General features: G+C 35.8%; 24 protein-coding genes. 12 read left to right on the top strand and 12 right to left on the bottom strand.

Going from position 1 to position 26,369, the window contains the following annotated elements:
- The 3 genes from Q8S25_RS05135 to Q8S25_RS05125 form a co-directional block, all read right to left on the bottom strand.
- Window positions 1–1,032, bottom strand: coding sequence for a hypothetical protein (locus Q8S25_RS05135; RefSeq protein ID WP_305535513.1), 1,032 nt, complete (start codon window positions 1,030–1,032; stop codon window positions 1–3).
- On the bottom strand, window positions 1,029–1,394 hold the full coding sequence (locus Q8S25_RS05130; RefSeq protein ID WP_305535511.1) for a cupin domain-containing protein: 366 nt from the start codon (window positions 1,392–1,394) through the stop codon (window positions 1,029–1,031). Before Q8S25_RS05130 ends, Q8S25_RS05135 begins: the two co-directional genes overlap by 4 nt.
- 73 nt (window positions 1,395–1,467) lie before the next feature.
- Complete coding sequence (locus Q8S25_RS05125; protein WP_305535509.1) at window positions 1,468–2,007, bottom strand: AraC family transcriptional regulator; 540 nt, start codon at window positions 2,005–2,007, stop codon at window positions 1,468–1,470.
- Between the two features lie 218 nt (window positions 2,008–2,225).
- On the opposite strand from Q8S25_RS05125, the gene Q8S25_RS05120 reads away from it, so the two are divergent.
- Genes Q8S25_RS05120 through Q8S25_RS05100 form a run of 5 tightly spaced genes read left to right on the top strand, consistent with a single transcriptional unit; the run spans window position 2,226 to window position 5,702 of the window.
- The gene (locus Q8S25_RS05120) at window positions 2,226–2,771 is read left to right on the top strand and encodes a hypothetical protein (RefSeq protein ID WP_305535507.1); all 546 of its coding nucleotides are present in this window, start codon (window positions 2,226–2,228) and stop codon (window positions 2,769–2,771) included.
- Window positions 2,768–3,622 carry an ABC transporter ATP-binding protein gene (locus tag Q8S25_RS05115; RefSeq protein WP_305535505.1) on the top strand — a complete coding sequence of 285 codons (855 nt, stop codon included), beginning with the start codon at window positions 2,768–2,770 and terminating at the stop codon, window positions 3,620–3,622. Before Q8S25_RS05120 ends, Q8S25_RS05115 begins: the two co-directional genes overlap by 4 nt.
- Window positions 3,622–4,452: an ABC transporter permease gene (locus Q8S25_RS05110; protein ID WP_305535503.1), complete on the top strand. Its 831-nt coding sequence runs from the start codon at window positions 3,622–3,624 to the stop codon at window positions 4,450–4,452. Before Q8S25_RS05115 ends, Q8S25_RS05110 begins: the two co-directional genes overlap by 1 nt.
- The gene (locus Q8S25_RS05105; RefSeq protein WP_305535501.1) at window positions 4,452–5,111 is read left to right on the top strand and encodes a hypothetical protein; all 660 of its coding nucleotides are present in this window, start codon (window positions 4,452–4,454) and stop codon (window positions 5,109–5,111) included. The genes Q8S25_RS05110 and Q8S25_RS05105 overlap by 1 nt, the downstream gene beginning before the upstream one ends.
- A gap of 15 nt (window positions 5,112–5,126) precedes the next feature.
- A complete protein-coding gene (locus tag Q8S25_RS05100; protein ID WP_305535499.1) occupies window positions 5,127–5,702 on the top strand; it encodes a methyltransferase domain-containing protein in 576 nt (191 codons plus the stop codon).
- A gap of 6 nt (window positions 5,703–5,708) precedes the next feature.
- Here Q8S25_RS05100 and Q8S25_RS05095 read toward each other — a convergent pair whose 3' ends face one another.
- From Q8S25_RS05095 to Q8S25_RS05060, 8 genes are read right to left on the bottom strand one after another with little or no spacing between them, the layout of a single operon-like run.
- Window positions 5,709–6,758, bottom strand: a complete 1,050-nt coding sequence (locus tag Q8S25_RS05095) for a proline iminopeptidase-family hydrolase (protein WP_305535497.1) — start codon at window positions 6,756–6,758, stop codon at window positions 5,709–5,711.
- A gap of 30 nt (window positions 6,759–6,788) precedes the next feature.
- Entirely contained in the window at window positions 6,789–7,613 is an 825-nt protein-coding gene (locus tag Q8S25_RS05090) for an aminotransferase class IV (protein WP_305535495.1), read from the bottom strand.
- Window positions 7,610–8,746 carry a P1 family peptidase gene (locus tag Q8S25_RS05085; protein WP_305535493.1) on the bottom strand — a complete coding sequence of 379 codons (1,137 nt, stop codon included), beginning with the start codon at window positions 8,744–8,746 and terminating at the stop codon, window positions 7,610–7,612. The genes Q8S25_RS05090 and Q8S25_RS05085 overlap by 4 nt, the downstream gene beginning before the upstream one ends.
- An 8-nt stretch (window positions 8,747–8,754) precedes the next feature.
- Complete coding sequence (locus Q8S25_RS05080) at window positions 8,755–9,588, bottom strand: universal stress protein (RefSeq protein ID WP_305535492.1); 834 nt, start codon at window positions 9,586–9,588, stop codon at window positions 8,755–8,757.
- A gap of 8 nt (window positions 9,589–9,596) precedes the next feature.
- A complete protein-coding gene (locus Q8S25_RS05075; protein WP_305535490.1) occupies window positions 9,597–10,541 on the bottom strand; it encodes a proline iminopeptidase-family hydrolase in 945 nt (314 codons plus the stop codon).
- Between the two features lie 47 nt (window positions 10,542–10,588).
- Complete coding sequence (locus tag Q8S25_RS05070) at window positions 10,589–11,845, bottom strand: NRAMP family divalent metal transporter (RefSeq protein WP_305535488.1); 1,257 nt, start codon at window positions 11,843–11,845, stop codon at window positions 10,589–10,591.
- Window positions 11,842–12,450 carry an alpha-ketoglutarate-dependent dioxygenase AlkB gene (locus Q8S25_RS05065; RefSeq protein WP_305535486.1) on the bottom strand — a complete coding sequence of 203 codons (609 nt, stop codon included), beginning with the start codon at window positions 12,448–12,450 and terminating at the stop codon, window positions 11,842–11,844. The genes Q8S25_RS05070 and Q8S25_RS05065 overlap by 4 nt, the downstream gene beginning before the upstream one ends.
- An 8-nt stretch (window positions 12,451–12,458) precedes the next feature.
- On the bottom strand, window positions 12,459–13,220 hold the full coding sequence (locus tag Q8S25_RS05060) for a geranylgeranylglyceryl/heptaprenylglyceryl phosphate synthase (RefSeq protein WP_305535484.1): 762 nt from the start codon (window positions 13,218–13,220) through the stop codon (window positions 12,459–12,461).
- A gap of 346 nt (window positions 13,221–13,566) precedes the next feature.
- On the opposite strand from Q8S25_RS05060, the gene Q8S25_RS05055 reads away from it, so the two are divergent.
- The 6 genes from Q8S25_RS05055 (at window position 13,567) to Q8S25_RS05030 (ending at window position 23,190) form a co-directional block, all read left to right on the top strand.
- Window positions 13,567–16,941, top strand: a complete 3,375-nt coding sequence (locus Q8S25_RS05055) for a vitamin B12-dependent ribonucleotide reductase (RefSeq protein ID WP_305535482.1) — start codon at window positions 13,567–13,569, stop codon at window positions 16,939–16,941.
- Between the two features lie 113 nt (window positions 16,942–17,054).
- Complete coding sequence (locus tag Q8S25_RS05050; protein ID WP_305535480.1) at window positions 17,055–17,777, top strand: hypothetical protein; 723 nt, start codon at window positions 17,055–17,057, stop codon at window positions 17,775–17,777.
- Between the two features lie 86 nt (window positions 17,778–17,863).
- The gene (locus Q8S25_RS05045) at window positions 17,864–19,606 is read left to right on the top strand and encodes a GMC oxidoreductase (protein WP_305535477.1); all 1,743 of its coding nucleotides are present in this window, start codon (window positions 17,864–17,866) and stop codon (window positions 19,604–19,606) included.
- A gap of 1 nt (window position 19,607) precedes the next feature.
- Entirely contained in the window at window positions 19,608–20,270 is a 663-nt protein-coding gene (locus Q8S25_RS05040; protein ID WP_305535475.1) for a gluconate 2-dehydrogenase subunit 3 family protein, read from the top strand.
- Window positions 20,271–20,386: 116 nt separating this feature from the next.
- Window positions 20,387–22,525 carry an AHH domain-containing protein gene (locus Q8S25_RS05035; RefSeq protein WP_305535473.1) on the top strand — a complete coding sequence of 713 codons (2,139 nt, stop codon included), beginning with the start codon at window positions 20,387–20,389 and terminating at the stop codon, window positions 22,523–22,525.
- Window positions 22,526–22,527: 2 nt separating this feature from the next.
- Window positions 22,528–23,190 carry a hypothetical protein gene (locus tag Q8S25_RS05030; protein WP_305535471.1) on the top strand — a complete coding sequence of 221 codons (663 nt, stop codon included), beginning with the start codon at window positions 22,528–22,530 and terminating at the stop codon, window positions 23,188–23,190.
- Window positions 23,191–23,193: 3 nt separating this feature from the next.
- Here Q8S25_RS05030 and metG read toward each other — a convergent pair whose 3' ends face one another.
- Window positions 23,194–25,359, bottom strand: coding sequence for a methionine--tRNA ligase (metG, locus tag Q8S25_RS05025; protein ID WP_305535469.1), 2,166 nt, complete (start codon window positions 25,357–25,359; stop codon window positions 23,194–23,196).
- A 122-nt stretch (window positions 25,360–25,481) separates the two neighbouring features.
- On the opposite strand from metG, the gene Q8S25_RS05020 reads away from it, so the two are divergent.
- On the top strand, window positions 25,482–26,360 hold the full coding sequence (locus tag Q8S25_RS05020; RefSeq protein WP_305535467.1) for an SPFH domain-containing protein: 879 nt from the start codon (window positions 25,482–25,484) through the stop codon (window positions 26,358–26,360).
- Window positions 26,361–26,369 lie beyond the last annotated feature (9 nt).

The following is a 26,369-nucleotide window of genomic DNA, read 5'->3' as shown; positions in this document are numbered from 1 at the left end:
TTATATTTTATAAAGAAGTAGTTCTTCTATTAGTTCATTTATATTGGTAGAAGCACATCCAATTCTTTCATCTGCAGCCCCATAATAGATGTATAGTGTACTGTCTTCTACTATGGCTCCTGATGGGAAGCATACATTGTTTACAATTCCTTTAATTTCCCATAATTCTTTTGGCTGAAATAAGGGGTAGGGTAATCTAGCTATTTCAATATGTGGATTGTCTAGTTCAAATAGTGCAGCGCAAGACGAATAAATATATCCCTCTACTTCATCATGTACTCCATGATAAATAATGAGCCATCCTTTTGCTGTTTTAATTGGTGGGCAACCACCACCAACATAACTAATCTCGTGCGTATGTTTTGGACTAATCATGATGCAATCTTCGAAATGCATGAAATAGTCAATCCAGAATGTAGTAGTTAGTTCAGTTAATTCTTTTACTCTCGTAATTAATATATCTGGCTTTATTCTATGCATAAAATAGAAATAGCCATTAATTTTCTCTGGAAAAAAGATTAAATTTTTATCCCAAAGTAAAAAATTAGTATCTAATTGTCCATGACTTTTCCAGTGTTCATTGTATCTAAGGTATTTTTCATTGATGTCCTTCTTAGATTCTGCTAGTTTACTAAAATTCGGGTAGGTTAGTTTAGGAACAATTATGCCTTTTTTAGTAAATGTTTTTAAATCTTTTGTTACTATTAATGCACCCAATGCATTAACACCATCGAAAGCGGTGTAGGTAATCATGAATTCATTGTTTATCAATACAATTCTTGGGTCTTCTATGCCATTTTTTTCGTAGGGATGTTCTGGAACTAAAATAGGTGTATCCATTCTATAGCTTACCTCTGTTGGATGGCTAAGTATGCAATATCCTAGGGTTGAGTAATTGCCTTTGCTAACAGCTCTATAAAACATATGAATTTCTCCATTGTGCTTTATTACAGCAGGATTTAATACCCCTTCACATTCAAAGTTGTTTTCTCTTTTTTCAATAATAATCCCGTGTTTATATATTGTTATCATACTTGGTCATATCCGCTTTTGATAATTGTTTGAATAAGCTTGAATCGACCATTTGGTTTTATTGTATTGGCTGAATGAGCGGGAATTACAACAGCATCGCCAGTTTTAAGAATTTGGGTTTTCCCATCTATAATAATTTCTGCCTGGCCATCTATTAATTGTATGAATGTATCGAAGGGGGTCTTTTTCTCAGTTAATCCCTCCCCACTATCAAATGACATTACACTTATATTCCCCGTGGATTTTCTTAATATCGTTTTGATCACAATTGAGTTGGGGATATATTCAATGATTTCCACTGTTATATACACTTTTGATTTTTCAATATCACTTGTTTCTTTTTCACTTTGTAACGGTAGCATAGGGTAGTTTTAGTAAAGGTTCAGATTATATAAATTATTTTTATTACAGTATTGAGATTAATATTTATAATTTTTACAGATTCTCAAGTACTTCTCTTTTCTTGTTGGCCATTGCTTTAAAATATGAGGGGGTTAATCCTGTAATTTTTTTAAACTGGTTAGAAAGATGTGCAACACTACTATAGTGTAGTTTCCAAGCTATTTCAGTAAGATTTAATTCGTTGTAGATGATTAATTCTTTTACTCGTTCAATCTTGTGTAAAATGATAAATTGTTCAATGGTACTACCCTGTATTTCTGAAAACAAGTTAGATAAGTAAGTATAGTTGTATGAAAGTTTATCGCTTAAAAATGTAGAAAAGTTTACTACTGGTTCGTCTTCACTATAGTGGATCATTTCTATGATGACTCCCTTAATTTGACTAATAAGCACCGCTTTTTTGTCGTCTATTAATTCAAGTCCATATTTTAATAAAACTTTCCTGAAATTCTCTACTTTTTCTTGATCAATTGGCTTGGTCATTAATACTTCTCCTAAGTCAATTCTTTGGTATGGGATGTCTAAGTCTTGCAAAATTTCTTTTACTAATAGCTTACATCGTAAGCTGACCATATATTTTATGTAAACTTTCATAGCTTGGCATAACGATATTGTTGCCTGGTTTAATTTGGTTAAAAATGATGTTGCTACGAAATGGGTAGAATCCTGGGGTTCTTAGTAGAACGAGGTAAAGGATAGAATCCGGTGGAGTTGGATATGTGTAAGGTAGTCTATTAAACTGGTATTACATTTTTTTGATTTGATTTGTTTCTATTGTTAACTTTAGCCATATGTATTTCAGTGTATTACCCAAGCAGCCCCACCCATTGCTATCTTATTTAAGAGTGGGAAGGCTATTGTATTACTCTTTGGTAATTTTTATTCTTGAATCTTGGTTTTATTGGGTAAAGTTGAATGAAGCATATACATATTATTCAAATTGGATCATTTTTTTCTGGGCATGGAGTTTTATGTTTTCGTTTATTCATATTTTTCTAGTATTAGCAGACGGATGGAGTAGGTACCAAAATTATAAGCGGGCAAAAGACCAGTTTTTCATGCATGGCTTTAATAGAAGAATTGTAGATACATATATTGGATCTAAATGTCAACGGATGGCCGCATTAGAAGCGGCTAAAGAATTGGGGATTGGCGAAGAAGTAAAAGCCTATTACATAGCAAAAGGAGTTAAATGGTATCACTATGTACCTTATTTTATGATTAAAGATCCTTGGTTTGGTTTCAAAAAGCATTTTTGGTCTCGTACCTTCCTTGAGGGTAATTACAAACCTAAATTCAATTATTCCGATTATCAACAACTAGTTTTACAAGCATGATTATTTCAGGAACCAATCTCAGCAAGGTATACGGGAAAAGAAAAGTTCTTGATAATGTGAGTATCGGTTGTGCTGCCGGAGAAATTTGTGGCATATTAGGGGCCAACGGTGCAGGTAAAACTACTTTATTCAAAATTTTATTTGGCTTAATTACGCCTGATTCTGGTCAGGTTGTATTACCCAACCAATCTGTTAAACCTATTGGAGGAATCATTGAAAAGCCGGCATTGTATGAATACCTGAATGCCTATGATAATATTCATTTATTTGCCAGCATACAAGGGCTTCAATTAACAAAACAAGAAATAGCTACACACTTAGTTAAGGTAGGATTGCCTACCAATAGAACCGATAAAGTAGCAAACTTTTCAATGGGGATGAAGCAAAGATTAGGAATAGCCATTGCACTCTTGAATAATCCTGCATGTTTAGTATTAGATGAACCTTTTACTGGTTTAGATCCGTTAGGGGTTAGTTCTTTAAGAAGGTTGATTGCCGATTTAGCAGAAAAAGAACAGTTGGCCATCTTATTGTCATCGCATATTATAGAAGAGTTGAGTAAGCTTTGCCATACATTATATGTATTAAAAGAAGGTAAATTGGTAAATGCTGGTCCAGCCCAGCAATTGATTGCCGAGAATACTTATGTATATAATATTTGTGCAGACAATATTAAGCAGTCAGTATGTTTAAAAAACTATCCTGTTGAATTTAAAGGGAATTGTGCTATGGTAACGATTGCTGCTGCAGAAGTGCCGTCTTTAATACAGTTATTAGCTGCAGAACAAATTTATATCACTTCTTGTACTCCTGAATTGAGTATGGAAAAACTATTTGAAACCAATTGTTAATGCAATACCTATTAAAAGCAGAAATATATAAGCTCTTTAAGCAAAGTAAAACTTATTATGCTTTGGGAGCACTCTTTTCTATTGAGCTCCTGATTTTATTCAGTGCTTATTATCAAGGGACTACCATCATTGATTTGCTTTTAGAAAATTTAAAGCAGAAATTTTATTTTGAAGGAACTTTATTGAATGGCAACTTATTAATTTATTTAATTCTCAATACCCTTTGGTTTCATTTACCCTTAATACTTATGATAGTGGTTTCGGGAACTTTAACATCAGAATATAAAGACAGAACCTTACAGACTATTATGCTTCAACCAGTAAGCAAATGGAAATATATTTTAAGTAAATACCTGGTTGCAATTGGGTTTACTTTATTGGTTGTGGGATTATTGGCTGCTAGTTCATTTGGGTTGTCTTATGCTTTTTTTGGAAAGGGAGACTTAGTGGTGTACTTAAATGGTTTGAATTTTTTTGATGCAAATGATGCTATAAAAAGATTACAGTGGTCTTTCGTTTCTGGTGCTTTGTCGATGGTATTTTTTTCGGTTGCTAGTTTAACCATTGCAATTCTTTTTAAAGAAGCTACCAAGACTTGGATTGTATCGGCCTTTTTCTTAATCCTTTCAAATATATTATTGAAAGTTGATTTTGGAGATAATTGGTTTAATCAATTATTTTTCGCCAAATTGAATGATACTTGGCAGTACTTCTTTTATTATACTATTAATTGGCAACAAATCATTTTTAATAGTGTTCTAAGCTTTGCTTATTGCATATTATTTATGGGGGCAGGTATCTATTGGTTTCACAAAAAAGACATTGGGTAATGAAAAAAATTGCAGTTTTATTTTTATTACATTTTTTATGCATAGGGCTATTTGCACAAGAGATAGATGCCGATTTATTGAAAGCTAAAAGTAGACTTGATTCTATATTGTCTTTTAGTACTCAATTAAAATTAGAAGTTGATATTTCTTTTATCAACATGCCAGTTAAAAAGGCCCAGATGTATTATGTTAAAGGAAAGAAAGTGAAATTCTCGTCTGATGATTTTGTTATGTTGCCAAAAAGAGGGATGGATTTTTCATTGAATAGTTTACTGGAGTATTCATTTATAACCGTAGATAGAGGATTAGAACAGCGAGGTTCCAAGTTGTACAAAGCAATTAATATAATTCCAACAGATAAAAGGGCCGATTTCTCTATTGCAACCATTTTAATTGATACTAAATTAAAAAGAGTGATGGAGTCTGAAATTAATACTAAGAAAGACGGATCTTACCTGTTAATTTTTCAATACAATACCGACTCAAAAGTTTTGCCAGATAAAGTTACCGTGAATTTTGAGATTGAAAAAATTCGTATCCCAATTAACTTCATGGGAAAAGATACTGAACTAGATCGAAAGAAAATGAAAGAAGCAGGCCCCAAAACAGGTGCTATTTATTTAACAATGAGTAATTATCAAATAAAATCTGTTTTATAATATAGATATTTGTAAATGGAATGCTTTAGTTCTGACGAAAAATTTAATCAGCTTTACCCCAAAGAAATTTCGGCATTGGCCAGCCGACATTGGACACCATTAAGTGTTGCTAAAGAAGCGGCTGCCTTCTTAGCTGTTGGTTCAAACACTCGTATTTTAGATATTGGCAGTGGTGTAGGTAAGTTTTGTTTAATAGGGGCTAAACTTTATCCCAATACTGTATTTGCGGGTATTGAACAGCGGAAATCGCTTACTCAAATTGCACAATCGGTAGCACTAGAATTATCACTATCTAATACCGAATTTTTGACTGGTAATTTTACAGAAATCAATTTTACTCAATACCAACATTTTTATTTTTATAATGCCTTTTATGAAAATCTGATAGACAATGATGCTATTGATCAAAATGTTGTTCAAAGTCATGAGCTATTCAATTTGTATAATCGAAAATTATATAAGCAACTCAAACAACTTCCGTCAGGAACCAGGATTGCCACATTCCACAGTTCAGAAAATGAAATGCCCAGTACTTACCAAGTGGTAGGAATTGGTAGCAATGAAGATTTAAAGTTTTGGATTAAGTTATAAAAGATTTTAAGGTACAATATTTTTTTTCTCTCCTTTATTAACTCCTTTCATGAAATGAATTAAACCTTTAAAATAGGTTGCTTGATCATCGTACATACTCATATGTCCTCCGTTGGCACAATATAAATAAGTGCCATTTTCTACAGCCCCTGCCATCCACTTCATATGAGCAGGGTCCATAGTATCGTGTTCTGCACCCACTACTAAAGTGGGAACTTTTATTTGGTTAAGTTGATTTTTTACAGACCAGGTAGTTAGTTTTCCAGATATGCCAAATTCGCTTGGACCTTGCATAGTAATATATAAAGACTGGTTCATTTTGGCAAAAGATCGATTTACCGGTTCAGGCCATTCGCTCAAAGGCATTCTTAAAATATGCTTGGTGTAAAAATGATTGTACAGCAAGTCCATATACTTAGGATTTCCAAAATCTTTCTTTGCTTCTAACCCTCTAATAGTGTCTAAAATTTTTGGATCCATTTGTTTTGCTAAAACATCGTCCGCATATTTTCCATATTCTATGGCATCGCTCATCATATTAGAAATGATTACCCCTTTTAAATTTTGCTGGTATTTTAATGCATATTCCATGGCCAAAATTCCACCCCATGAATGTCCTAATAAATAAAAATTGTCTTGGTTTAAATTGAGTGCTTTTCTCACCTGTTCTACTTCATCTACATACCTAGCTAAATTGAACAAGCTGGTATCTTTTGGGTCTTGAGAATTGCCGCAAGCCAATTGATCATAGTAAATGATTTCAATCCCTTCTGCAGGCATGAAATTCTCAAAGCACTCAAAATATTCATGCGTAGCTCCGGGGCCTCCATTCAACAGTAGTAACTTCATGGTGGGATTATTTCCAATCCTTTTAGTCCAAATAGTAAATGTTCCACTCGCTGTTGTAATCGGAATCATTTGTACACCACCATTTTGTATACCCTCATCAGTTTGCTTAAAATAATCGTTTGTTACAGTTGGTTCATTGTTAACTGTTTTACAACTCAAAAAAGTAGTAACACAAATGACCGCTATTAGTGAAGTAAGTGTTTTCATTGGATGATATTTTAATTACGCTATTTAAATTTAAAATGAAATACCTTTTAGTTGAACTAATTGATTATATAAATTTCGGGTAATAGGGCCTGGCTTACCATCACCTATACCATTTCCATTGATTGCCGTTACTGGAAGGATATTTTTAGTAGAACTACTAATAAAAGCTTCTTTAGCTGAAGCCAGCATTTCTAAAGAGATATTGGCTTCTTTGATTGTATAACCTTTTAGATTTAGTACGTGTTTTCGAGTTACACCATGCAGAATATTATCTTTTGGGGTAAGCACTTCGTTTAGCTCAGTAACTATAAAAAAGTTGGCCCTTGGGCATTCGGTTACCTTTCCGTTAAAAAAATACAATACATCATCCGCTCCAGCAGCTTTGATAGTTGGTTGCAAATAAATGGCTTTTAAGTAGTCAATGGTTTTAATAGTTGGTAACTGTCGTTGGTGTTCGTGGGTAATCAATTGTAAGCCATTCTCAAGTACTTGTTTTGGGTAATTAAAGGGAGATTGGCTAATGATTAAATTTGGATTCCCTATAGAATAACCATCTGGTGAATCTCCTCCCGTAAGGGTTATGCGAATACCTGAATTGGGTAAGCTATTTTCTTGCATTAACTGTTCAATTGCTTCAATAAGAGACAATTTGTTCAACAAAACTGGAAGGTGCATTGCTTCAGCAGAAAGATAAAATCGATTGATATGGTCTTCAAAAAAAATGGGTTTGCCATTAACGGTAACCAAAAAATCAAAAATGCCATACCCTCTTTGAATAGCTAAATCTGATGCAGGAATGCACAAACTATTTGCTTGTATTATTTCTCCGTTCACACTAATATACCTTTCACTCATTTTTTCTCTTTTATAAATAATGGCAATAATTGTTGTATGGGTAGGGCAGCAACTTTTTTTCCTTTGATACCCAGTGTTTCTGTAGCAGCAAACAGCGAATTAATAATTGCTTCTTCCGTTGCTTCAATGGTAGCCATAAATAATGGGGAGATTGCATCGTTATGCAAATTGCGTATTTCTTTCGGCTCATTATTAGTTTGGTGTAATATCCTGTTTTGTTCAAATGTTGAAAAAGCAATTACATAATCACCACTACCATTGGAAGCAATGCCCCCCGTTCTTCCTAAACCCAACATGGCTCTTTTAGCCATTCTCATGAGGTTACGGTGGTCTAAAGGAGCATCAGTTGCTACAACAATCATACATGATCCATCTACATTATTCAATAGCTCATTGCTAAAACTGAATTTTTGTAAATATTCTCCAACGCCAATGCCATCAATGGTTAATACACCTCCAAAATTTGATTGAACCAATACGCCAATGGTATATCCACCTAAGCTATTAGGCAGTTTTCTAGAAGCAGTTCCAATACCGCCTTTAAAACCAAAGCAAACCGTACCCGTGCCAGCTCCTACAGCACCTTCCATTACTTGCGCTGAAGTAGCATTTTTAATTGCTTCTAATACATTTTGTTCGCTTACATGCCGGCCTCTGATATCATTTAAATAACCATCATTTGTTTCGCCTACAACCGCATTAACAGAACTTATTTTTTCATTGCCTACTTGGGCAAGTGTATGCGTTATCAAGCCATTCATGGCTGCAGAAACACTCAAGGTATTAGTGAGTGCAATAGGCGTTTCTATATTTCCTAATTCATTAATTTGAGTACTACCAGCAAGTTTTCCAAACCCATTTCCTGTGTAAACTGCAGCAGGAACTTTTTGTTGAAAAATATTTCCCTGATGTGGAAGAATTACTGTTACACCAGTATTTACAGAATCCCCTTTTTTGACTGTACTATGGCCTACTGTTATTCCATTAACATCGGTAATACTATTTAATTTCCCTGTTTTTAATACGCCAATATGGATGCCATAATCACGAGCTCTTTGTTGGCTTTGAGCTTGTATAGTTAAATGTAAGAAGCCAGTAATAACTATTGTTGAAGCAATTTTTACCAAAGTCATATTAGGTATTATTTTTTTGGATATATCAAAGTGGGAATTTTAGTAGAGAATGTGAGCTCTGCAGCTTTACTGGGTAAAAATAATTGCTCAAAGAATCCTTTTTTCTGCCTGGTAAATAAAATAATTAAATCTGGGTGTTGCTTTCCAATGTATTTAGTTAGCCGCTCTACTAATGAATATTCAATATTTGTTTCTAGTATATTGAACTTAACTCCAGTATAGGCAGGTTTAGCAAACACCTTGGTTTTTTTAATGGTTTCAGGATAATTAGCACCCATGCGTGCATAGTGTAAAGCCTCTGTTTGAGCCTTAAGCAAACCACCCAATTTGGCAACCTTATTGAGTTCTTGAACCATGTTTTCAAAGTCGGATACATAGGTGATTTTCTTGATTGCTACGGTTTTATATTTAGATGGAATTGCCATTACCGGAACAGTAGAGTGGTTAACCAAATAAGAAGTATGCGTTCCCATTAATTTTCTTAAAACACCCGCACCATTGGTAGCAATACAAATGAATTGACATTTACTTTTAGCAGCATATTCAATGATAGCTTGTTCCGTACTTTGAGTAAAATCAATCATGTATTTACAGCCGAGCAATGCTTTTTTATTTGCACCTAAAGCAGATTTTACAAATTTTTCTAAGTCTTTGGTTAGTCTGTTCTTTTCTTCAGTAACATATTTTTTGTAAAAGGATAAATTCCAAGAAGCAGGTTGCATCATTTCAACTGCTGAATAAAAAATAAGTTCAGCCCCTTTAATTTGATTAGAAAAGTTTGCAGCAAATTGGATAGCTGCTTTAGAGTTTAACGAAAAGTCGGTAGTAACTAAAATTTTCATGTTGTGGTTTATTTTTTTGTTTGCTCTACTGTTGCAATAAAATCTTTAATCAATTGAATATTTTTGGCTTTATTGTCGTGCATGGTTCCATGACCTGCCCCTTCAATTATTCCAAATTGGCTATTCTTAACTAAACTACTAAAATAGCGAACTGTTTGTGGCCTTGCTTCATCAAACTCGCCTGTAATAAAAAGAGCAGGCACTTTAATTTTAGGTAAACTACTAATTCGATCATAGTTGATTAACGTTCCTGTGGCAGTAAATTCGGTAGGGCCCCACATGTAGTTGTAAATAAAACCATTTCCTGCCGCCATAATTGTATCTAGGTCACTAGAAAGTCTAGTATTTCGAACACCAAAATTTTTCGCGTAAACCGTATTTGCATTTGTATATGCTGCACTGTTAAAGTTACCCGTTTTTTCTGCTTCAGCTATTGCAATTTGAATACTATCAGGTAAGGTTTTAATTAAAACGTCTGCATCTTTTTTCCAAAGTTTTGTACTAAAATAAGGACTATTGAAAATAATGGCTTTAACTCCTTTTGGATATTGTAAATAGTACTCCAATGCCAATGCAGTTCCCCATGAATGGCCATGCAAGTAGAATGAATTGAGCTGAAGGCTGCTCACCAACGCGCTTACCTGTTCTACAAATAACGGAACTTTTAATAATGAAGTATCAGTATGATAATCTGATCTTCCACTTCCTAATTGGTCAAATATAATTATTGGCCGATCGTTACCAATTGATTCAAATTGATAAAAAGATCGGCTTGTTCCTCCTGGACCTCCGTGCAACATAAGAATTGGAATGCCCTTGCCTTTGCCAATAATTCTATACCATATTTTACCACCTTGTACACTTACTTTTCCTTCGCCCTCCTTTAATTGAGCAAAAGCAGTAATTGAAAATTGGATGAGTATTATAAACGACAATAGTATTTTCCTAGTCATTGGGTTTAATTTAGTCTATAAGCTGTTCCCTTTAAAGGTACACCAAATTAAAAAATATACATCAGGAGTAATCCAATTGTAGCAGCCAGCATTAATACAAATGCAGTTCCTCCCAATATATTAGACCAAGCGCTGTTTGTATAGGTCTTCATCACTTTTTTATTATTAGCAATATGCAAAATAATCGCAATTAAAACTGGGGCCGTTAAGCCGTACAATATGGCAGCGTATATTAAGGCGTTAATAGGAGAAATACCAATATAATTGATGGTAAGTCCTAGTAAAAGGGAAATAATGATAATGGTATAAAATGCTTTTGCTTCCTGAAATTTTTTATCTAGCCCGTTTTCCCAAGAAAATATTTCTGTAATCATGTAAGATAATGCTCCACTTAAAACGGGGATGGCTAAAAATCCTGTTCCAATAATTCCAACGGCAAACAGCATGTAGGCAGCTTCACCAGCTAATGGTTTTAATGCTTGTGCTGCTTCTTCAACTGTAGTGATTTGATGAATTCCGGCATTAAATAAGACAGTACCAGTTGTTAAAATGATAAAATACATCACAATATTTGAAAACAACATACCAGTATCTATATCTTGTCGCATTTCTGCGATAATTTTTTTATTAACTACTAGTTTCTTCTTTCTATGCTTTAGATCTTCAACCGACATGGTTGCCTGCCAGAAAAAAAGATAAGGTGAAATGGTGGTTCCTAAAATGGCTACCAAGGTTGCCAAGTATTCTTTGCTAAAATGAATTTTAGGCAAGAAAGTGTTCAATAAAATTGCTTTAACATCCTGTTTGTACAAAAAAGGAACAATAAGGTAAACCAATAATACCAAACAGAGGTATTTCAGAACAGCAGCAATTTTTTCATAGGGCAAGTAAATAATTAAAACCAACAAAATAACCGTAAAGCAAACACTAAAATAGTTGGCATCAATTGTAGGAAATAATAAGTTTCCAACGGCGCCCATGCCAGCAATATTGGCACCTATATTTAATACAATCGCAGGAAAGCTGAATAGTATCATTAAATATAGAACAGGTTTTGGGTAATGGGTTTTTAAAGTGCCTGAAAGTCCTTGCCCAGAAACCAATCCAATTCTTCCACACATTTCTTGTATAGCAGCCATTAATGGAAAAGTGATAAATGCGGTCCATAAAGTAGTTAGTCCAAACTGGGCTCCTGCTTGCGAATAAGTTGCAATGCCAGAAGGGTCATCATCACTAGATCCAGTAACCAATCCTGGGCCTAAGTTTTTCCAAAACTTCGTTAGGAAAAATGGTTTCTTTTTCATTCCTGAATGGTTCTGAATGTGAGATTAATTCTTACATCTTTAATCAATTTTGAAGGAGGAAGTTGATGTTGCCAAAAACTTTGTGTAGTTCCTTTCATGACCAATAAACTACCGTGCTGTAATATAATTTGTTTTTTCTCTTGTGTAATTTTATGCTTGAAATTAAATTTTCTTTCGGCTCCAAAACTGATGGAAGCAATAGCACCATTGGGTTTTAGCTCTGGCTCTGCATCGCTATGCCAACCCATACCTTCTTCGCCATGGTGGTATAAATTTAATAAGCAGGAATTGTAGGTTTCATTCGAAACTTTTTCAACAATAGCTTTTATTGCAAATAATTCAGTGGTAAATGGAAGTGCAGTTTTTGATGTATTTGAATAGCGGTATAAAAATGGTTTGGAGCCATACCATGCCACTTTTCGTTTGGTGATAATTTGTTTGCCAAAAATTTTCACTTCATCATTTTTCCACTCAATATATTTGAGTAGTAACAATAAATAATTATTGGCTTCCTCTTGGTTAAAAACTGTGCCATAGTATTGCACTATACCATCTTTGGGGAGTATATTGTCTTCTGTTTGATTAAATAAATTGAACTGAGACATGCAAAGATTTAACCAGCATTTACAATAGCAACAGAATGAATAGCAGCACTCACTTCTTTAATAAGAGAAGGATCTTTTTCTATTGCATTGCCTATTACTATGATATCTGCCCCTGCTTTGCAATTCAAGTATGCTTTTTCTGGCTCTGTTATTCCACCGCCTATAATTAATGGCACTTCAATATGTTTGGCAACTTTTTCTATCATTTGTTCGGTGATAGGTCTTTTAGCACCACTACCAGCATCCATGTAAATCAATTGCATACCCAGCATTTCACCTGCCATGGCAGTGCACATGGCAATTTCACTTTTGTCTGCAGGTATAGGTGAAGCATTAGAGATATAACTCACTGTAGTGGGTGCACCACCATCAATTACCATATAACCTGTTGGCATGATTTCCAAACCAGATTTTTTAACAAAAGGAGCTGAAATAACATGTTGCCCAATTAGTAATTCTGGGTTTCGGCCTGAAATTAACGACAAGTACAATAAGGCATCGGCATATTTGCTTACTTGAGAGGGAGAGCCAGGAAAGAGTATTACAGGTATATTGCAAGCTGCTTTAATTTGTTGAATGCATTCGTCTAAATGACTAGAAATTACCAAGCTGCCACCAACAAAAAAGTAGTCTACATGGGCTTCTACAGATAATTTTACCAATTCCTGAATATTACCAGCGTTTACTTTATCTGGGTCAATTAGAACAGCAAAAGATTTCTTCCCGTGTTTTTTTCGTTGTGTAATTTGTTGGTAGATCGCGTGCTTCATGCCAATATAGATAGTCTTGCAAAAATGCAGAAAAGTTTTCGTTTAAAGCATTTATTAGTTGGGATCTTACCATCTGTTAAAATTGATTCATTTTGTTTAACTATTTTGGCTAAAAGTATAAACAGTTCATACAGCCACAATTACCTAATAATCTTATTGACACCTGTGCATAATTGGTCAAAACCAACGTGGATTTGAGCTAGCAAATTATCCACCTTCCTTATCCACAAGCTGTGCATATTTACGCTATTGGATTTTGAAAATGGAAAGATATTTTCGTCAACCGCCTCTACAAAGTACCGTTTGGCAGGGACCCATTAATTACATTTTAAACATTAACTGCGATATGCCTAATCCACGCGCTCCCAAAGGCTTGCAATTCAGCCGCCGCTTCACCAATGATGGTGTTAGCCCCTACGATATGTTCGAATACGATTACCGCGACAGCGTAATCAAAAACCCGAACGGTGAAAAGGTTTTTGAAATGAATAATGTAGAGGTTCCAAAACAATGGAGCCAAATTGCTACAGATATTCTTGCTCAAAAATATTTTAGAAAAGCAGGTGTTCCTCAACCCGATGGTTCTTTGGGTAGAGAAACCAGTGTGAAGCAAGTAGCGCACCGTATGGCACATTGTTGGAGAGTTTGGGGTGAGCGTTATGGCTATTTTGCATCAGAAAAAGATGCCCAAGTATTTTATGATGAGTTGGCATACAGTATTTTAAATCAAGCTTGTGTTCCCAATTCACCTCAGTGGTTCAATACTGGGTTACATGAAGTTTATGGTATTACCGGAAAACCACAAGGGCATTATTTTGTAGATCCTAAAGACAGTAAACTAAAAAAGTCTACCAATGCTTATGAGCGTCCTCAGCCACATGCTTGCTTTATCTTGAGCGTTAGCGACGATTTAGTGAATGAAGGTGGTATCATGGATTTGTGGACTCGTGAAGCAAGAATTTTTAAATATGGTTCTGGTGTAGGAACCAATTTCTCTCAAATTCGTGGCGGTGGCGAAAAATTAAGTGGCGGCGGTACATCAAGTGGATTGATGAGCTTCTTAAAAATTGGGGATCGTGCAGCAGGGGCAATTAAAAGTGGTGGTACAACAAGAAGAGCGGCTAAAATGGTTTGCCTAGACTTAGATCATCCAGAAATAATGGAATTCATTAACTGGAAAGTGGAAGAGGAAAAGAAAGTAGCTGCTTTAGTAGCTGCTGGATACGATAATGGTTATGAGGGAGAAGCTTATGCAACAGTATCAGGACAAAACTCTAATAACTCTGTAAGAATCCCCAATGAGTTTTTCCATACTTTAGAAGCAAACGGTGATTGGGAATTAAAAGCAAGAACAGATGGCAGGGTTATGAAGAAAATTCCTGCAAGAGAAGTATGGGATAAAATTTCCTATGCAGCATGGCGTTGTGCAGATCCTGGAACTCAATATGACACTACTATCAACGAATGGCATACCTGTCCTAAAGGTGGTCGCATTAATGCGTCTAACCCTTGTTCAGAGTATATGTTCTTAGACAATACTGCTTGTAACTTGGCTTCTATTAACTTGCGCAAGTTTCACAACGACGACAATAATATTTTTGATGTAGAAGGATTTGAATACACCACTCGCTTGTGGACCACTGTGCTAGAAATTTCTGTTTTGATGGCGCAGTTCCCTTCTAAAGAAGTGGCACAATTGTCTTACGATTACAGAACATTAGGTTTGGGCTTTGCCAACTTAGGTTCTATGCTAATGGTAAGTGGTATTGCATATGACAGTGAAGAAGCTCGTGGAATTGCTGGTGCAATTTCTGCTATCATGACTGGAGTAGCATACAAAACCTCAGCGGAAATGGCTTCTTTCTTAGGCACTTTTGACAAGTACGAAGAAAACAAAGAAGACATGTTGCGTGTAATGCGCAACCATCGTGCAGCTGCTTATGATGCTACTGATGCTTATGTAGGTATTGAAATTAAGCCTCAAGGTATTAAAGCGCAATACTGCCCCGATTATATGCTTAAAGCAGCAACCCGTGCATGGGATGATGCAGTTCAATTAGGCGAGAAATATGGTTATAGAAATGCACAAACTACTGTTATTGCACCAACTGGTACCATTGGTTTGGTAATGGATTGTGATACCACAGGTGTTGAGCCAGATTTCGCTTTAGTGAAGTTTAAGAAATTAAGTGGTGGTGGATATTTCAAAATTATTAACCAATCTGTACCTCAGGCTTTAAAGAATTTAGGATACAATCCTGAACAAGCAAAAGCCATTGAACAATACGCTGTTGGTTCTGCCAATTTTGAGAACTCGCCTTATATAAACAATGCAAGTTTAGCTGCAAAAGGATTTACTGCAGCGGAGATTGACAAACTAAATGGAGCTGCTCGTTCAGCATTTGAAATTGCGTTTATCTTTAATCGCTTTACTTTAGGTGATGAGTGTATGCAAAGATTGGGCTTTACTCCTGCACAATACGAAGACTGGAACTTCAATTTATTAGAAGCAATTGGGTTTACAGAAGAGCAAATTGATGCAGCCAACGATTTTGTATGTGGAACAATGACAATAGAAGGTGCGCCTTTCTTAAAAGATGAACACCTTACTGTATTTGATTGCGCTAATAAGTGCGGTAAAAAAGGAGAAAGATATATTCATGCATATGGCCATATTAGAATGATGGCTGCATGTCAACCATTCTTAAGTGGTGCCATTTCTAAAACCATTAACCTTCCACATGAAGCAACAGTAGAAGAAATTGCTGATTGTTATTTAATGAGTTGGCAGTTGGGTCTTAAAGCAAATGCTTTATACCGCGATGGGTCTAAATTAAGCCAACCTTTGAGCAACAAGAGCGAGAAGAAAAAGAAAACAGAAGAAGAAACAGAAGAAACAGCTTCAACACAAGCCGTTCTAACTGAAGAATCAACTATAGTAGATTTAGGCAAATTGACCGTAGATGAGTTGCTAGAAGAAGTGACCAAGCGAATGACTGCATCAACTGATACAGAATTAAAGCGTGCTTTGTCTAGAATTGTTGAAAGAAAATCCTTGCCAGCTAAGCGCAGAGGATTTACCCAGAAAGCAAAAATTGGTGGCCAAGTGGTATTCTTAAGAACAGGAGAATACAACGATGGTACATTGGGAGAAATCTTTATTGACCTGGCTAAAGAAGGATCTACTTTACGTAGTTTAATGAACTGCTTTGCAATATCTATCTCAGTTGGTTTGCAATATGGTGTTCCATTAGAAGAGTTCGTAGACAAATTTGTGTTTACTCGTTTTGAGCCAGCTGGAATGGTAGATCATCCAAATATCAAAACAACTACTTCATTGGTAGATTTTGTTTTCCGTGCACTAGGATATGAATACCTAAACAGAACCGATTTGGTTCATGTATTAGACAGACCTACTGTAGGCAATACAGGAGAAGAGGAGGGAGATGCTACTTTTTTGGGAAAGCCCGAACTCAGTAGTATTAGAGTAACCGCTCCATCTGCCAATACTACTCCTGCAGAAGGTCCTGCTTCACCCAAGTTACAGCGTGCAGCAGCAACTTCAGCTGCCGCGGGAAATAGTGGAATGGATGCGGTAAATGCAGCAGCTAAAAGTATGCAAAGCGATGCGCCTGCTTGTAGCACTTGCGGACATTTAACCATCAGAAGTGGCACATGTTATAAGTGTTTAAACTGCGGTACCAGCATGGGTTGCAGTTAATTCGATAGCAGTTAATCCCTGCCCTAAAAAACATCTCCTCTGGATTCATCTAGGGGAGATTTTTTTTGGGACTATCCCAATGCTTTTTTTAAATTGGGGAATCAAACCAGTTTATGCGTAAATTTTTCTTTCTTCTTTGTGCCTTATTAATGGGGACCACTATTTTTTCTCAAACCCTTTTTAGTAAATCGAAACCGATTGTTTATACCAAAACAACTATACCAACCATTAAAGACACATTAGTGAAATTGAAAGTAGTCAAGATTGATTTGAAAGCACAAAAAGGGTTCAATATTGATTCTGTAGTAGTAGTGGAACAAAAAGCCAAATTAGAAGAGTCGATGATGTTTTTTTATAAAGACAATAAAGTGATTCAAAAAATCTTGGTGCCTTTTTGGATAAAAAATTTGATTCCTATTGCTGAGTTTGCAGACTTTAACAAGGATGGCATGCCTGATATTAAATTCAGAATACGGACAATTGAAAAGGGTACTACAGCACTATTGAATTACAAAGTGTTCTTAATAAGCCAACAAAGCAAATACCGTGTATTGAGTTTTGTAGATTTTTCAACTGAGAAAGAATACGATTTAAACGGAGATGGCCTTCCTGAAATTATTGGCTGTGCCAGTACCAATTACAATGGTCAGAACTATTGGGTTTTCAACCTATACAATTGGGTAAACGGCAGTTTAAAACTAGTGTCTAAAGATTATGACTATCCATTGTGGACCGTTGTAGATAATAAGACCAATAAAGTAATAGCGAAAGATATTCCCTTGGATATTCGAATGACAACAATGCGATCATTTCCTAATGAGTACTTCGTAAAATAAGCAGCATACATTCATCAAAAACTAATCGGCAATACCATTAAAATTGGTACATTCATAGTTCTAACGACCAAGACTAAAAAAGCGATATGGGAGATTTTCAAATTAAAAAACAACCTAAGCAATACGATGTAGTTATTGTGGGTTCAGGAGCTGGTGGCGGTATGGCGGCATACACTTTGTCTAAAGCTGGATTAAAAGTTTGTTTGCTGGAAGCAGGAGAAGACTATGATCCCGCAGTAAATTCATCTCAATTAAAAAATCCATGGGAATCACCCCGAAGAGGTGCGAGCACCAAGTACCGTCCCTTTGGTGATTTTGATGGCTGTTACTGGGGATGGGAGATTGATGGAGAACCTTATACCCAAGCACCAGGCAGTCAGAAATTTGAGTGGTGGCGTGCCCGTATGATGGGTGGACGTACCAATCACTGGGGGCGTATATCCCTCCGTTTTGGCCCCAAAGATTTTAAAAGAAAGAGCATTGATGGTTTAGGCGAAGATTGGCCAATTGGTTATGAAGACGTAAAACCTTACTACGATAAAGTAGATAAATTGATTGGGGTATTTGGTAGCAATGAGGGATTAGAAAATGATCCAGATGGTATTTTTCTACCGCCACCCAAACCCCGCTTACATGAGTTGATGATTAAAAAAGCAGCAACAGGTGTGGGTGTTCCTGTGATCCCTTCTCGCTTATCTATCTTAACGAAAAAAATTAATGAAGAGCGAGGGGCCTGTTTTTTCTGTGCCCAGTGTAATAGAAGTTGTAAAGTGTACGGAGATTTTTCATCTGGATCTGTATTGGTAAAGCCTGCAGTAAAAACAGGGAATGTAGACGTAATTACACAAGCCATGGCGCGTGAAGTAATCACGAATTCGGAAGGCTTAGCAACAGGTATTTCTTATGTAAATAAAGTAGACAATTTAGAATACCAAGTAAATGGTCGCGTGGTGATTTTAGCCGCGAGTACTTGTGAAACCGCCCGTTTATTATTAAACTCTAAGTCTAAAAGACATCCAAATGGATTGGCCAACGACAGCAATGTAGTAGGAAAATATTTGCATGATTCTACTGGTGCAGCATTGGGTGGTGTATTGCCAGAACTCTTTGGTAGAAAGCGTTACAACGAAGATGGAGTTGGCGGTATGCATATTTATACGCCATGGTGGTTAGACAATAAAAAATTGGATTTCCCAAGAGGCTACCATATTGAGTATTGGGGAGGCATGAGCCAACCAGCTTATGGATTTGGAATGGGTATGCAAGGATTGAATGGCAAATACCAAGTGAATGGTAAAACCAAGGATGCGGGGGGATATGGATCTTCTTTAAAAGAAGACGTCCGCTTTTTTTACGGAGCAGGTGTGGGTATGGCAGGTAGAGGAGAGTCTGTACCAGATATCAAAAATTATTGTGAAATAGATCCAACCGTGGTAGATAAATATGGTATACCTGTTTTAAGATTCAATACCCGTCATTCGGAGTATGAAATTAATCAGGCTAAGCATATGAAGGAAACATTCAAAGAGATCATGCACAATATGGGAGCAATCATTACTTGGGGTGCAGACGATGATGCTTCTAATAATTATGGCTTGTCTAATCCAGGAAATATTATTCACGAAGCAGGTACAGTAAGAATGGGTAACGACAAAAAAACATCTGCCTTAAACAAGTTTAGTCAGGCACACGATTGCAAAACCTTGTTTTGTGTAGATGGATCACAGTTTGTTTCTCAGGCAGATAAAAATATCACTTGGACCATCCTTGCTTTAAGCATGCGTGCAAGCGAATACATTATTGACGAAATGAAAAAACAAAACTTATAAGATGGACAGGAGAAAATCGATTAAGGCACTGATGATTGGCACCGTTGGTGCCGGTGTTTTGGTAGAAGCCTGCACCAGTGCCGATAAAAAAAATATAGCTGGCTCAGCTGATGCATCATTAGATGATCGCATGCAAGAAGAGAAAGCTTACTTAGCCAAAATGGCCAAGGAAGCCAACTTCTTCAACGAACATGAAATGGCTACTATTACTGTACTGGGCGATATTATTATGCCCAAAGACGAAGTAAGTGGAAGTGCCAGTGATGCTAAAGTGCCAGAGTTTATAGAGTTCATAGTAAAAGATATGCCTTCGCATCAAACCCCATTGCGTGGTGGATTGCGCTGGCTAGACTTGCATTGTTATAAGCTTTACGAAAAAGCATTTGTGAACTTGACCGCAGCCCAACAAATATCGGTAGTTGATAGTATTGCTTATCCAGAAAAAGCAGCAAAGGAATTGGCACAAGGGGTTTCCTTCTTTAACTTAATGCGCGATTTAGTAACCACTGGTTTCTATACTACTGAAATTGGTATCAAAGATTTAGGCTATGTAGGTAATGCGCCCAATCAATGGAATGGGGTGCCAGATGAAGTGTTGAAGCAATACAAATTGGCTTACACAGAGAAAGAATTAAAAGAGTGTTTGAGTTTTGATAAAGTGTAGTGTTTAAATTTACTCATAGGGGTATTAAGTGAATTCATTTACTTAATAAAACCTTAATATAGATTTAATTGTTCATCCTAATTGAGGATTACTTTTGAATTACAAAATTTTCTGTAATGAAAGTGATTAATTTCCTTAGTTTACTTAGAACATTAATATTTTCTTCTCTTTTTGTATCATTTTTTTGCGGATGCAAAAAAAGTAATGATTTTGTTCTAAAAAGTAATTTTCAAAATGATGAAAAAATCATTAATAAATTTTTATCAGTTCGAGACGATGCCCCTGAATTTATAAAAGCCATTGTATCTGATTTAAGAAAAAGGGAAAAGCAAAATCCTTTTATTGTTGCAACTGCAATAAAAAATGGATTTCCTAATTGGGAGAAAGCGGTTGGAAGTTTTTCAGGGGTAGGAATTAATAAAAAATCAAATAATCTGATCAGTAAATATGACAATGCTGTAAACGATTTTAATCTAAATTCTGGAATTGCTTATATCCCATTACTAGACACTCTTACAAATGAAGTAAAGTCATACGTTTTTTGTTTAAAAAGAAGTGACAGTAGTTATGCTTATAATACTTATAATAAGTCTTCAATTATTGAAAGCCAAAAGACTGGAAATGCTATTCAAAAGTCGGCAGACAATGTCATACTTGGTATACACTTATTTTTTGAAAAGATAATAAATGGTAAAAGTATAAGTGCGATATCCCCAAGTACTAAAGGGTATGGCTACAAAGACGTGAATTTAAGTTTTGGTAAAAAGGAAAATGAATCTATAGGGGGTATAGTATCAAATTCAATTCAAGTTAAGGTAATTCCTTTCCCTACAATTTGTTTAGAATTCATTGGATCAATTGTGGTTGCATTTACAAGAAATGATGGAAGTACCTTTAATGTTACGTACAATTATTATCAACCCTGTAGCACACAAAATGTATTACCTGAAGTTATTGTGCATTCAAGTACAAATAATAATGGTGGTGGAGGCACATCACTTGATTTTGGGAGCCTTTTGCCTAATGGATATGGAAATTTATTTAGTGGAGTAAATTGGGTTCAGACTAATACAGGTAATACTAATGGAGGCACTTATACAGGTGGTGGTGCATACCTAGAAGACCCAAGTCAACCATTTTGGGGAAATACACAAATCCCTGAAAATATTCGAAAAGCTGAATTTTTGGCAAGAATGATTTTTTTGGGAAATTCGCCAAGTTCAATTGCATATTTGTCCAGCGATGATTTATTAATGACTACAATTGAAAATGCTTTACATCGGGGAGGATTTTCCGAGACAATTATCAGTGCAGCTAATAAGGTTTTAGTAGCCCTAGAGCAAAATAAAATTAGTGGATCCTATGTTTCTGGTTTGTTGGAAGAATTTTTACAAAGCTCAGGTGATTTTGAAGATTTAGTTGCTTTAGATATAATGATCGAAGCAATTCAAGATGGCGTAGCTAATGATGAATTTATAAGTGAAGATTTTTTTAATTTAAAAATACAACCGCGATTACCTAATGAATTAACCCAACCCTTACCACTTACTTTTCTTAAGTTTTACTTAGAGAAAGCAGTTCAATTTTCGTTATTAAAGCAACAAAATGATCTATTGCCAATCTCTTCTAGGTTGCCGAATTGGAGACTAGGTTTAAAAGTATATAGTGAAATATTTCATACCGCCTTTGATTTGATAGGACTTGTTCCTTTTGGAGGCGAAATATTTGATATAGCGAATGGCGTTTTATATAAATTGGAGGGCGATAATACAAATGCTTTACTTAGTACTCTTGCTGCTGTTCCTGTAGCTGGATATGCTTCTAGTACAGTAAAACTAATTAAAAACTTTAATAAAATTATAGCTGTAAAAAATGCAAATGGACTTTTTCGAATTCATCGGAAGAGCCAAACTGCTTTTAATAGGGCACTAAATGTAAATGTAGGTCAGATAGCTCATCATTTAATCCCTTTTCATTCTAGAGTTCAGGAGAATCCACTAATGCAGCTAGCATTTCGAGCTGGTTTTGATCCAAATGATGCAGTGCAAAATGGTAAGGCTATTGCAAAAGAGTTAAATAGTGGAAATCACAACCTTTATGCTAATAAAATTGAAACCGCAATGAATGATATATTAATTGCCAATCCAAATTTAACTCCTACTCAAGCAAAACAAAAATTAATGGAACTTACGACACGTATTGTTAATGCAATAGAAAATAGTCCAGGTGTGCACGTGGATTATCTAAATTTTTAAAAATGTATTTTAAGATTACATATAACCTTTCTGAATCTGTCATAGGAACGAAAACTTTGGAACACACAAATGGCGCTATTTATCCTATTGATATTTGGGATCCATTATTTATTAATCAATGGAATTTTAAAAAAGTCCCTCAAAATGTAGTAACTGCTATTCCAAAGTTAAGATCAAAAGCTAAACTTACAGATTTGATTTCAGCTAATTATTTTGGCTCAGCTTTTAGACTAACAATAAGTACTAAACTTAAAACTATTTTGGAAAAATATTCCAAAAAAAATATCGAATTTATACCTATAAAAATGATTCAAAAGCAGAAAGAAATAGAAGGTTATTGGATTACGAATATAATTGAGTGTACAAATCCTGATGTCATCAATTTTTCAGAATGCCAAATTAAGTATTGGATGGTTAAAAACGACCAAGAAATAATGGTTAACAATTATCATGAGTTTCTAACTGCAAAAGAAAAATTAGTTGAAGGAGATTCATCATTATTTATTTATAAATTAGTTCTTAAGCAAACGGCTCAAGATGATTTAATCATTTTATCTTCTATTAAAGGAGGTGGTGTTGGTTATTACATTTCCCAAAATGTTAAAGATGAAATTCAATCTTTAGGTTGCACTGGTATTGACTTTGAACTAATCGAACAAGCTTAACATTTAGCTTACTCCGCTTCCTGGATTAATTGGGTCTTCTGGATTTATAAAATGCAGTTTGCCATTGGCATCTTCGGCCATTAAAATCATGCCGTTGCTTTCGATGCCGCGCATTTTGCGTGGCGCCAAGTTGCAAACTACGGTTACTTGTTTGCCCACAATCGCTTCTGGTGCAAAGTGCATGGCTATACCTGAAACAATGGTACGGGTTTCGAAGCCAAGGTCTACTTGTAATTTCAATAGCTTATCGGCTTTCTCTACTTTTTCAGCAGTAACAATAGTTCCTACTTTTAAATCAATCTTCGCAAAATCATCAAAAACGATTTCGGGTTTAACAGGTGATTTATCTGCAGATTCGCCAGTGATTGCTGTTGCGGTGTCAACGCTCTGGTTATTATTGGTGTTGCTAGTAGTAGTAATGCTTTCTTTATTCACAGCAGCGGCTTTTAATTTTTCAATTTGTATGGTGATTTCTTCGTCTTCTATTTTGCGGAACAATAATTCTGGAGCACGTAAACTATAGCCTACACTTAATAATTTCATGCTGCCTGCATTTTCCCAATCCAATATCTTGTCTACTACTTTTAACAAGTAACAAATTTTCTTTGCAGTAAAGGGCAAGAAAGGATTAGACAGTATAGCTAGGTTGGCCGTTAACTGTAAACAGATATGCAAACAGTTGTTGATTAATTGTTGTGCAGCTGGGTTTTCAGCTAATTGCTTAGCCAAAATCCAGGGCTCTTTTTTCTGCATGTATTGATTGCCAATTCTAGCCAAATTAATCACTTCAAATTGGGCATCCCTGAATTTATAGTCTTCTAATAATTGTTCAATTTTTTCTTTCGACTGTTGAATGGCTTCAATGGTTGCATGATCTAATTCATCTAACAATTCATTGTGCAATGGTGGTACTTTTCCATTGCATAGTTTGTGCATCAATACCAATGCTCGGTTAATGAAGTTGCCGAATATGCTTACCAACTCGCTGTTGTTGGCATCTTGAAACCCCTTCCATGTAAATTCACTGTCTTTGCTTTCGGGTGCAATGGCAGTTAAGTAATACCTCAAAGTATCCGCCAGCTGTGATCCCCCATTTGCTGGCTTAATAAAATCGTTAATATAGTCTTCCATTTCGAGTTTCCAGTTTCTACTGGTACTCATTTTGTCTCCTTCCAAATTCATGAATTCGTTGGCAGGGACATTGGTGGGTAAAATATTTCCGTGTAATTGCAACATCACGGGGAAAATAATGCAATGGAAAACGATATTGTCTTTTCCTATAAAATGAATCAGCTTGGTGTCTTGGTCTTCCCAATAAGGTCTCCAATCTTTTCCGGTATTCAATGCCCATTGTTTGGTGGCACTGATATAGCCAATGGGTGCATCAAACCACACGTACAACACTTTGCCTTTGCCGCCTTCTACATCATCAGGCAATGCAACACCCCAATCTAAGTCGCGGGTAACTGCCCTGGGTTGCAAGCCTCCATCAATCCAACTCTTACATTGACCTACAACCGTTGAACGCCAATCATTGCCATGCTCTTCAATGATCCATTTACGTAAAAAATCTTCGTGCCTGTCTAGAGGTAGGTACCAGTGCTTGGTTAATTTTTTAACTGGTGTATTGCCACTTAAAGTGCTTACCGGATTAATCAATTCATCTGGGCTTAAACTCTTTCCACAGCTTTCGCACTGATCTCCGTATGCGGCTTGAAACCCGCAGTTGGGGCAGGTTCCTTTAATGTATCGGTCTGCTAAAAAGCTTTGTGCCTGTTCATCATAATACTGTTCTGACTCTTTGGTAATTAAATCGCCTTTATTATTCAACGCAGTAAAAAATTCACTAGCAGTTTCATGATGAATAGGAGAGCTGGTTCTATGATAAATATCAAAAGAGATACCTAAATCGTTAAAATTTTGCTCTATAATAGGATGGTACTTATCTATAATGGCTTGTGCAGTGGTGCCTTCTTTGGTAGCCTGAATTGGAATGGCTGTGCCGTGTTCATCGCTACCGCATACAAATACCACGTCTCTTTTTTGGGCCCTTAAATAGCGCACATAAATGTCTGCAGGAAGGTATGCTCCGGCCAAGTGGCCTATATGTTTCAATCCATTGGCATAGGGTAGGGCTGCGGTAATCAAATATCTCTTCGGTTGCTTCATATTCGGTTGCTTGATGGTCTAAACTGCTTGTTGCAGGCGGCAAAGGTACTAAAAGCAGATTTATTTGGAAATTCCGAGAAATGCTATAATTTTGATATCATATTAATATTAAAATGAAAATTATGGAAAAGACCATTAAAGCAGCGCAAGGGTTTTTGGTTTTGTTATTGGTTACTATTTTATTGGTGATAGGTATTTATGCCCTCACACAAATAAAGGGAGCAGAGGATGGGTTAAAATATGTGCTTATTTGGGGCTCTATCATTGATTTTATAGTAATCTTCTTTTTGCTATTGGGTTTGGTAGTTGTTCAACCAAACACCAGTGTGGTGCTTACTTTTTTTGGTAAGTATGTAGGTACGGTAAAAGACAATGGACTCTTTTTTGTAAATCCATTGTACACCAAACAAAAAGTTTCTTTGCGTTTGCAAAGCTTAGAAAGTACCAAGTTAAAAGTGAACGACAAATTGGGTAACCCCATTGAAATTGCTGCGGTAATACTTTGGCAAATTGAAGACACTTATAAAGTTTGTTTTGATGTGGTTAACTTTTCTAGTTATATGACCAATCAAAGTGAAGCGGCGTTGCGTCATATGGCTTCTACTTGTCCTTACGATAGTATTGATGATGAACATGCTGCAGTAACACTACGAGATGGTGGAGATAAAGTGATTGCGATGTTGGAGTCTGAATTAAATGAAAGAATGTTGAAGGCTGGCATTGTAATTAAAGAAGCACGTATTAGCCACTTGGCCTATGCGCCAGAAATTGCGCAAGCAATGTTACAGCGTCAACAAGCAACGGCCATTGTTTCAGCCCGCAGTAAAATTGTTGAAGGTGCAGTGGGCATGGTTGAAATGGCATTAGATATGTTGTCTAAAAAACAAGTAGTAGAATTAGACGAAGAGCGTAAAGCGGTTATGGTAAGTAATTTATTGGTGGTGCTTTGTGGCGATAGGTCGGTATCTCCAGTAGTGAATACAGGAACACTGCATCAATAATTAAATGAA

The organism is Sediminibacterium sp., assembly GCF_030695065.1.
GTDB lineage: Bacteria > Bacteroidota > Bacteroidia > Chitinophagales > Chitinophagaceae > Sediminibacterium.
Note: the sequence above shows the minus strand (reverse complement) of the source record. Positions and strands in the feature narration are given on the sequence as shown.

Coding starts and splice junctions, on each gene's coding strand:
- Q8S25_RS05135 (WP_305535513.1), bottom strand. CDS start 1,032: ATGATAACAATATATAAACACGGGATTATTATTGAAAAAAGAGAAAAC.
- Q8S25_RS05130 (WP_305535511.1), bottom strand. CDS start 1,394: ATGCTACCGTTACAAAGTGAAAAAGAAACAAGTGATATTGAAAAATCA.
- Q8S25_RS05125 (WP_305535509.1), bottom strand. CDS start 2,007: ATGGTCAGCTTACGATGTAAGCTATTAGTAAAAGAAATTTTGCAAGAC.
- Q8S25_RS05120 (WP_305535507.1), top strand. CDS start 2,226: ATGTATTTCAGTGTATTACCCAAGCAGCCCCACCCATTGCTATCTTAT.
- Q8S25_RS05115 (WP_305535505.1), top strand. CDS start 2,768: ATGATTATTTCAGGAACCAATCTCAGCAAGGTATACGGGAAAAGAAAA.
- Q8S25_RS05110 (WP_305535503.1), top strand. CDS start 3,622: ATGCAATACCTATTAAAAGCAGAAATATATAAGCTCTTTAAGCAAAGT.
- Q8S25_RS05105 (WP_305535501.1), top strand. CDS start 4,452: ATGAAAAAAATTGCAGTTTTATTTTTATTACATTTTTTATGCATAGGG.
- Q8S25_RS05100 (WP_305535499.1), top strand. CDS start 5,127: ATGGAATGCTTTAGTTCTGACGAAAAATTTAATCAGCTTTACCCCAAA.
- Q8S25_RS05095 (WP_305535497.1), bottom strand. CDS start 6,758: ATGAAAACACTTACTTCACTAATAGCGGTCATTTGTGTTACTACTTTT.
- Q8S25_RS05090 (WP_305535495.1), bottom strand. CDS start 7,613: ATGAGTGAAAGGTATATTAGTGTGAACGGAGAAATAATACAAGCAAAT.
- Q8S25_RS05085 (WP_305535493.1), bottom strand. CDS start 8,746: ATGACTTTGGTAAAAATTGCTTCAACAATAGTTATTACTGGCTTCTTA.
- Q8S25_RS05080 (WP_305535492.1), bottom strand. CDS start 9,588: ATGAAAATTTTAGTTACTACCGACTTTTCGTTAAACTCTAAAGCAGCT.
- Q8S25_RS05075 (WP_305535490.1), bottom strand. CDS start 10,541: ATGACTAGGAAAATACTATTGTCGTTTATAATACTCATCCAATTTTCA.
- Q8S25_RS05070 (WP_305535488.1), bottom strand. CDS start 11,845: ATGAAAAAGAAACCATTTTTCCTAACGAAGTTTTGGAAAAACTTAGGC.
- Q8S25_RS05065 (WP_305535486.1), bottom strand. CDS start 12,450: ATGTCTCAGTTCAATTTATTTAATCAAACAGAAGACAATATACTCCCC.
- Q8S25_RS05060 (WP_305535484.1), bottom strand. CDS start 13,220: ATGAAGCACGCGATCTACCAACAAATTACACAACGAAAAAAACACGGG.
- Q8S25_RS05055 (WP_305535482.1), top strand. CDS start 13,567: ATGCCTAATCCACGCGCTCCCAAAGGCTTGCAATTCAGCCGCCGCTTC.
- Q8S25_RS05050 (WP_305535480.1), top strand. CDS start 17,055: ATGCGTAAATTTTTCTTTCTTCTTTGTGCCTTATTAATGGGGACCACT.
- Q8S25_RS05045 (WP_305535477.1), top strand. CDS start 17,864: ATGGGAGATTTTCAAATTAAAAAACAACCTAAGCAATACGATGTAGTT.
- Q8S25_RS05040 (WP_305535475.1), top strand. CDS start 19,608: ATGGACAGGAGAAAATCGATTAAGGCACTGATGATTGGCACCGTTGGT.
- Q8S25_RS05035 (WP_305535473.1), top strand. CDS start 20,387: ATGAAAGTGATTAATTTCCTTAGTTTACTTAGAACATTAATATTTTCT.
- Q8S25_RS05030 (WP_305535471.1), top strand. CDS start 22,528: ATGTATTTTAAGATTACATATAACCTTTCTGAATCTGTCATAGGAACG.
- metG (WP_305535469.1), bottom strand. CDS start 25,359: ATGAAGCAACCGAAGAGATATTTGATTACCGCAGCCCTACCCTATGCC.
- Q8S25_RS05020 (WP_305535467.1), top strand. CDS start 25,482: ATGGAAAAGACCATTAAAGCAGCGCAAGGGTTTTTGGTTTTGTTATTG.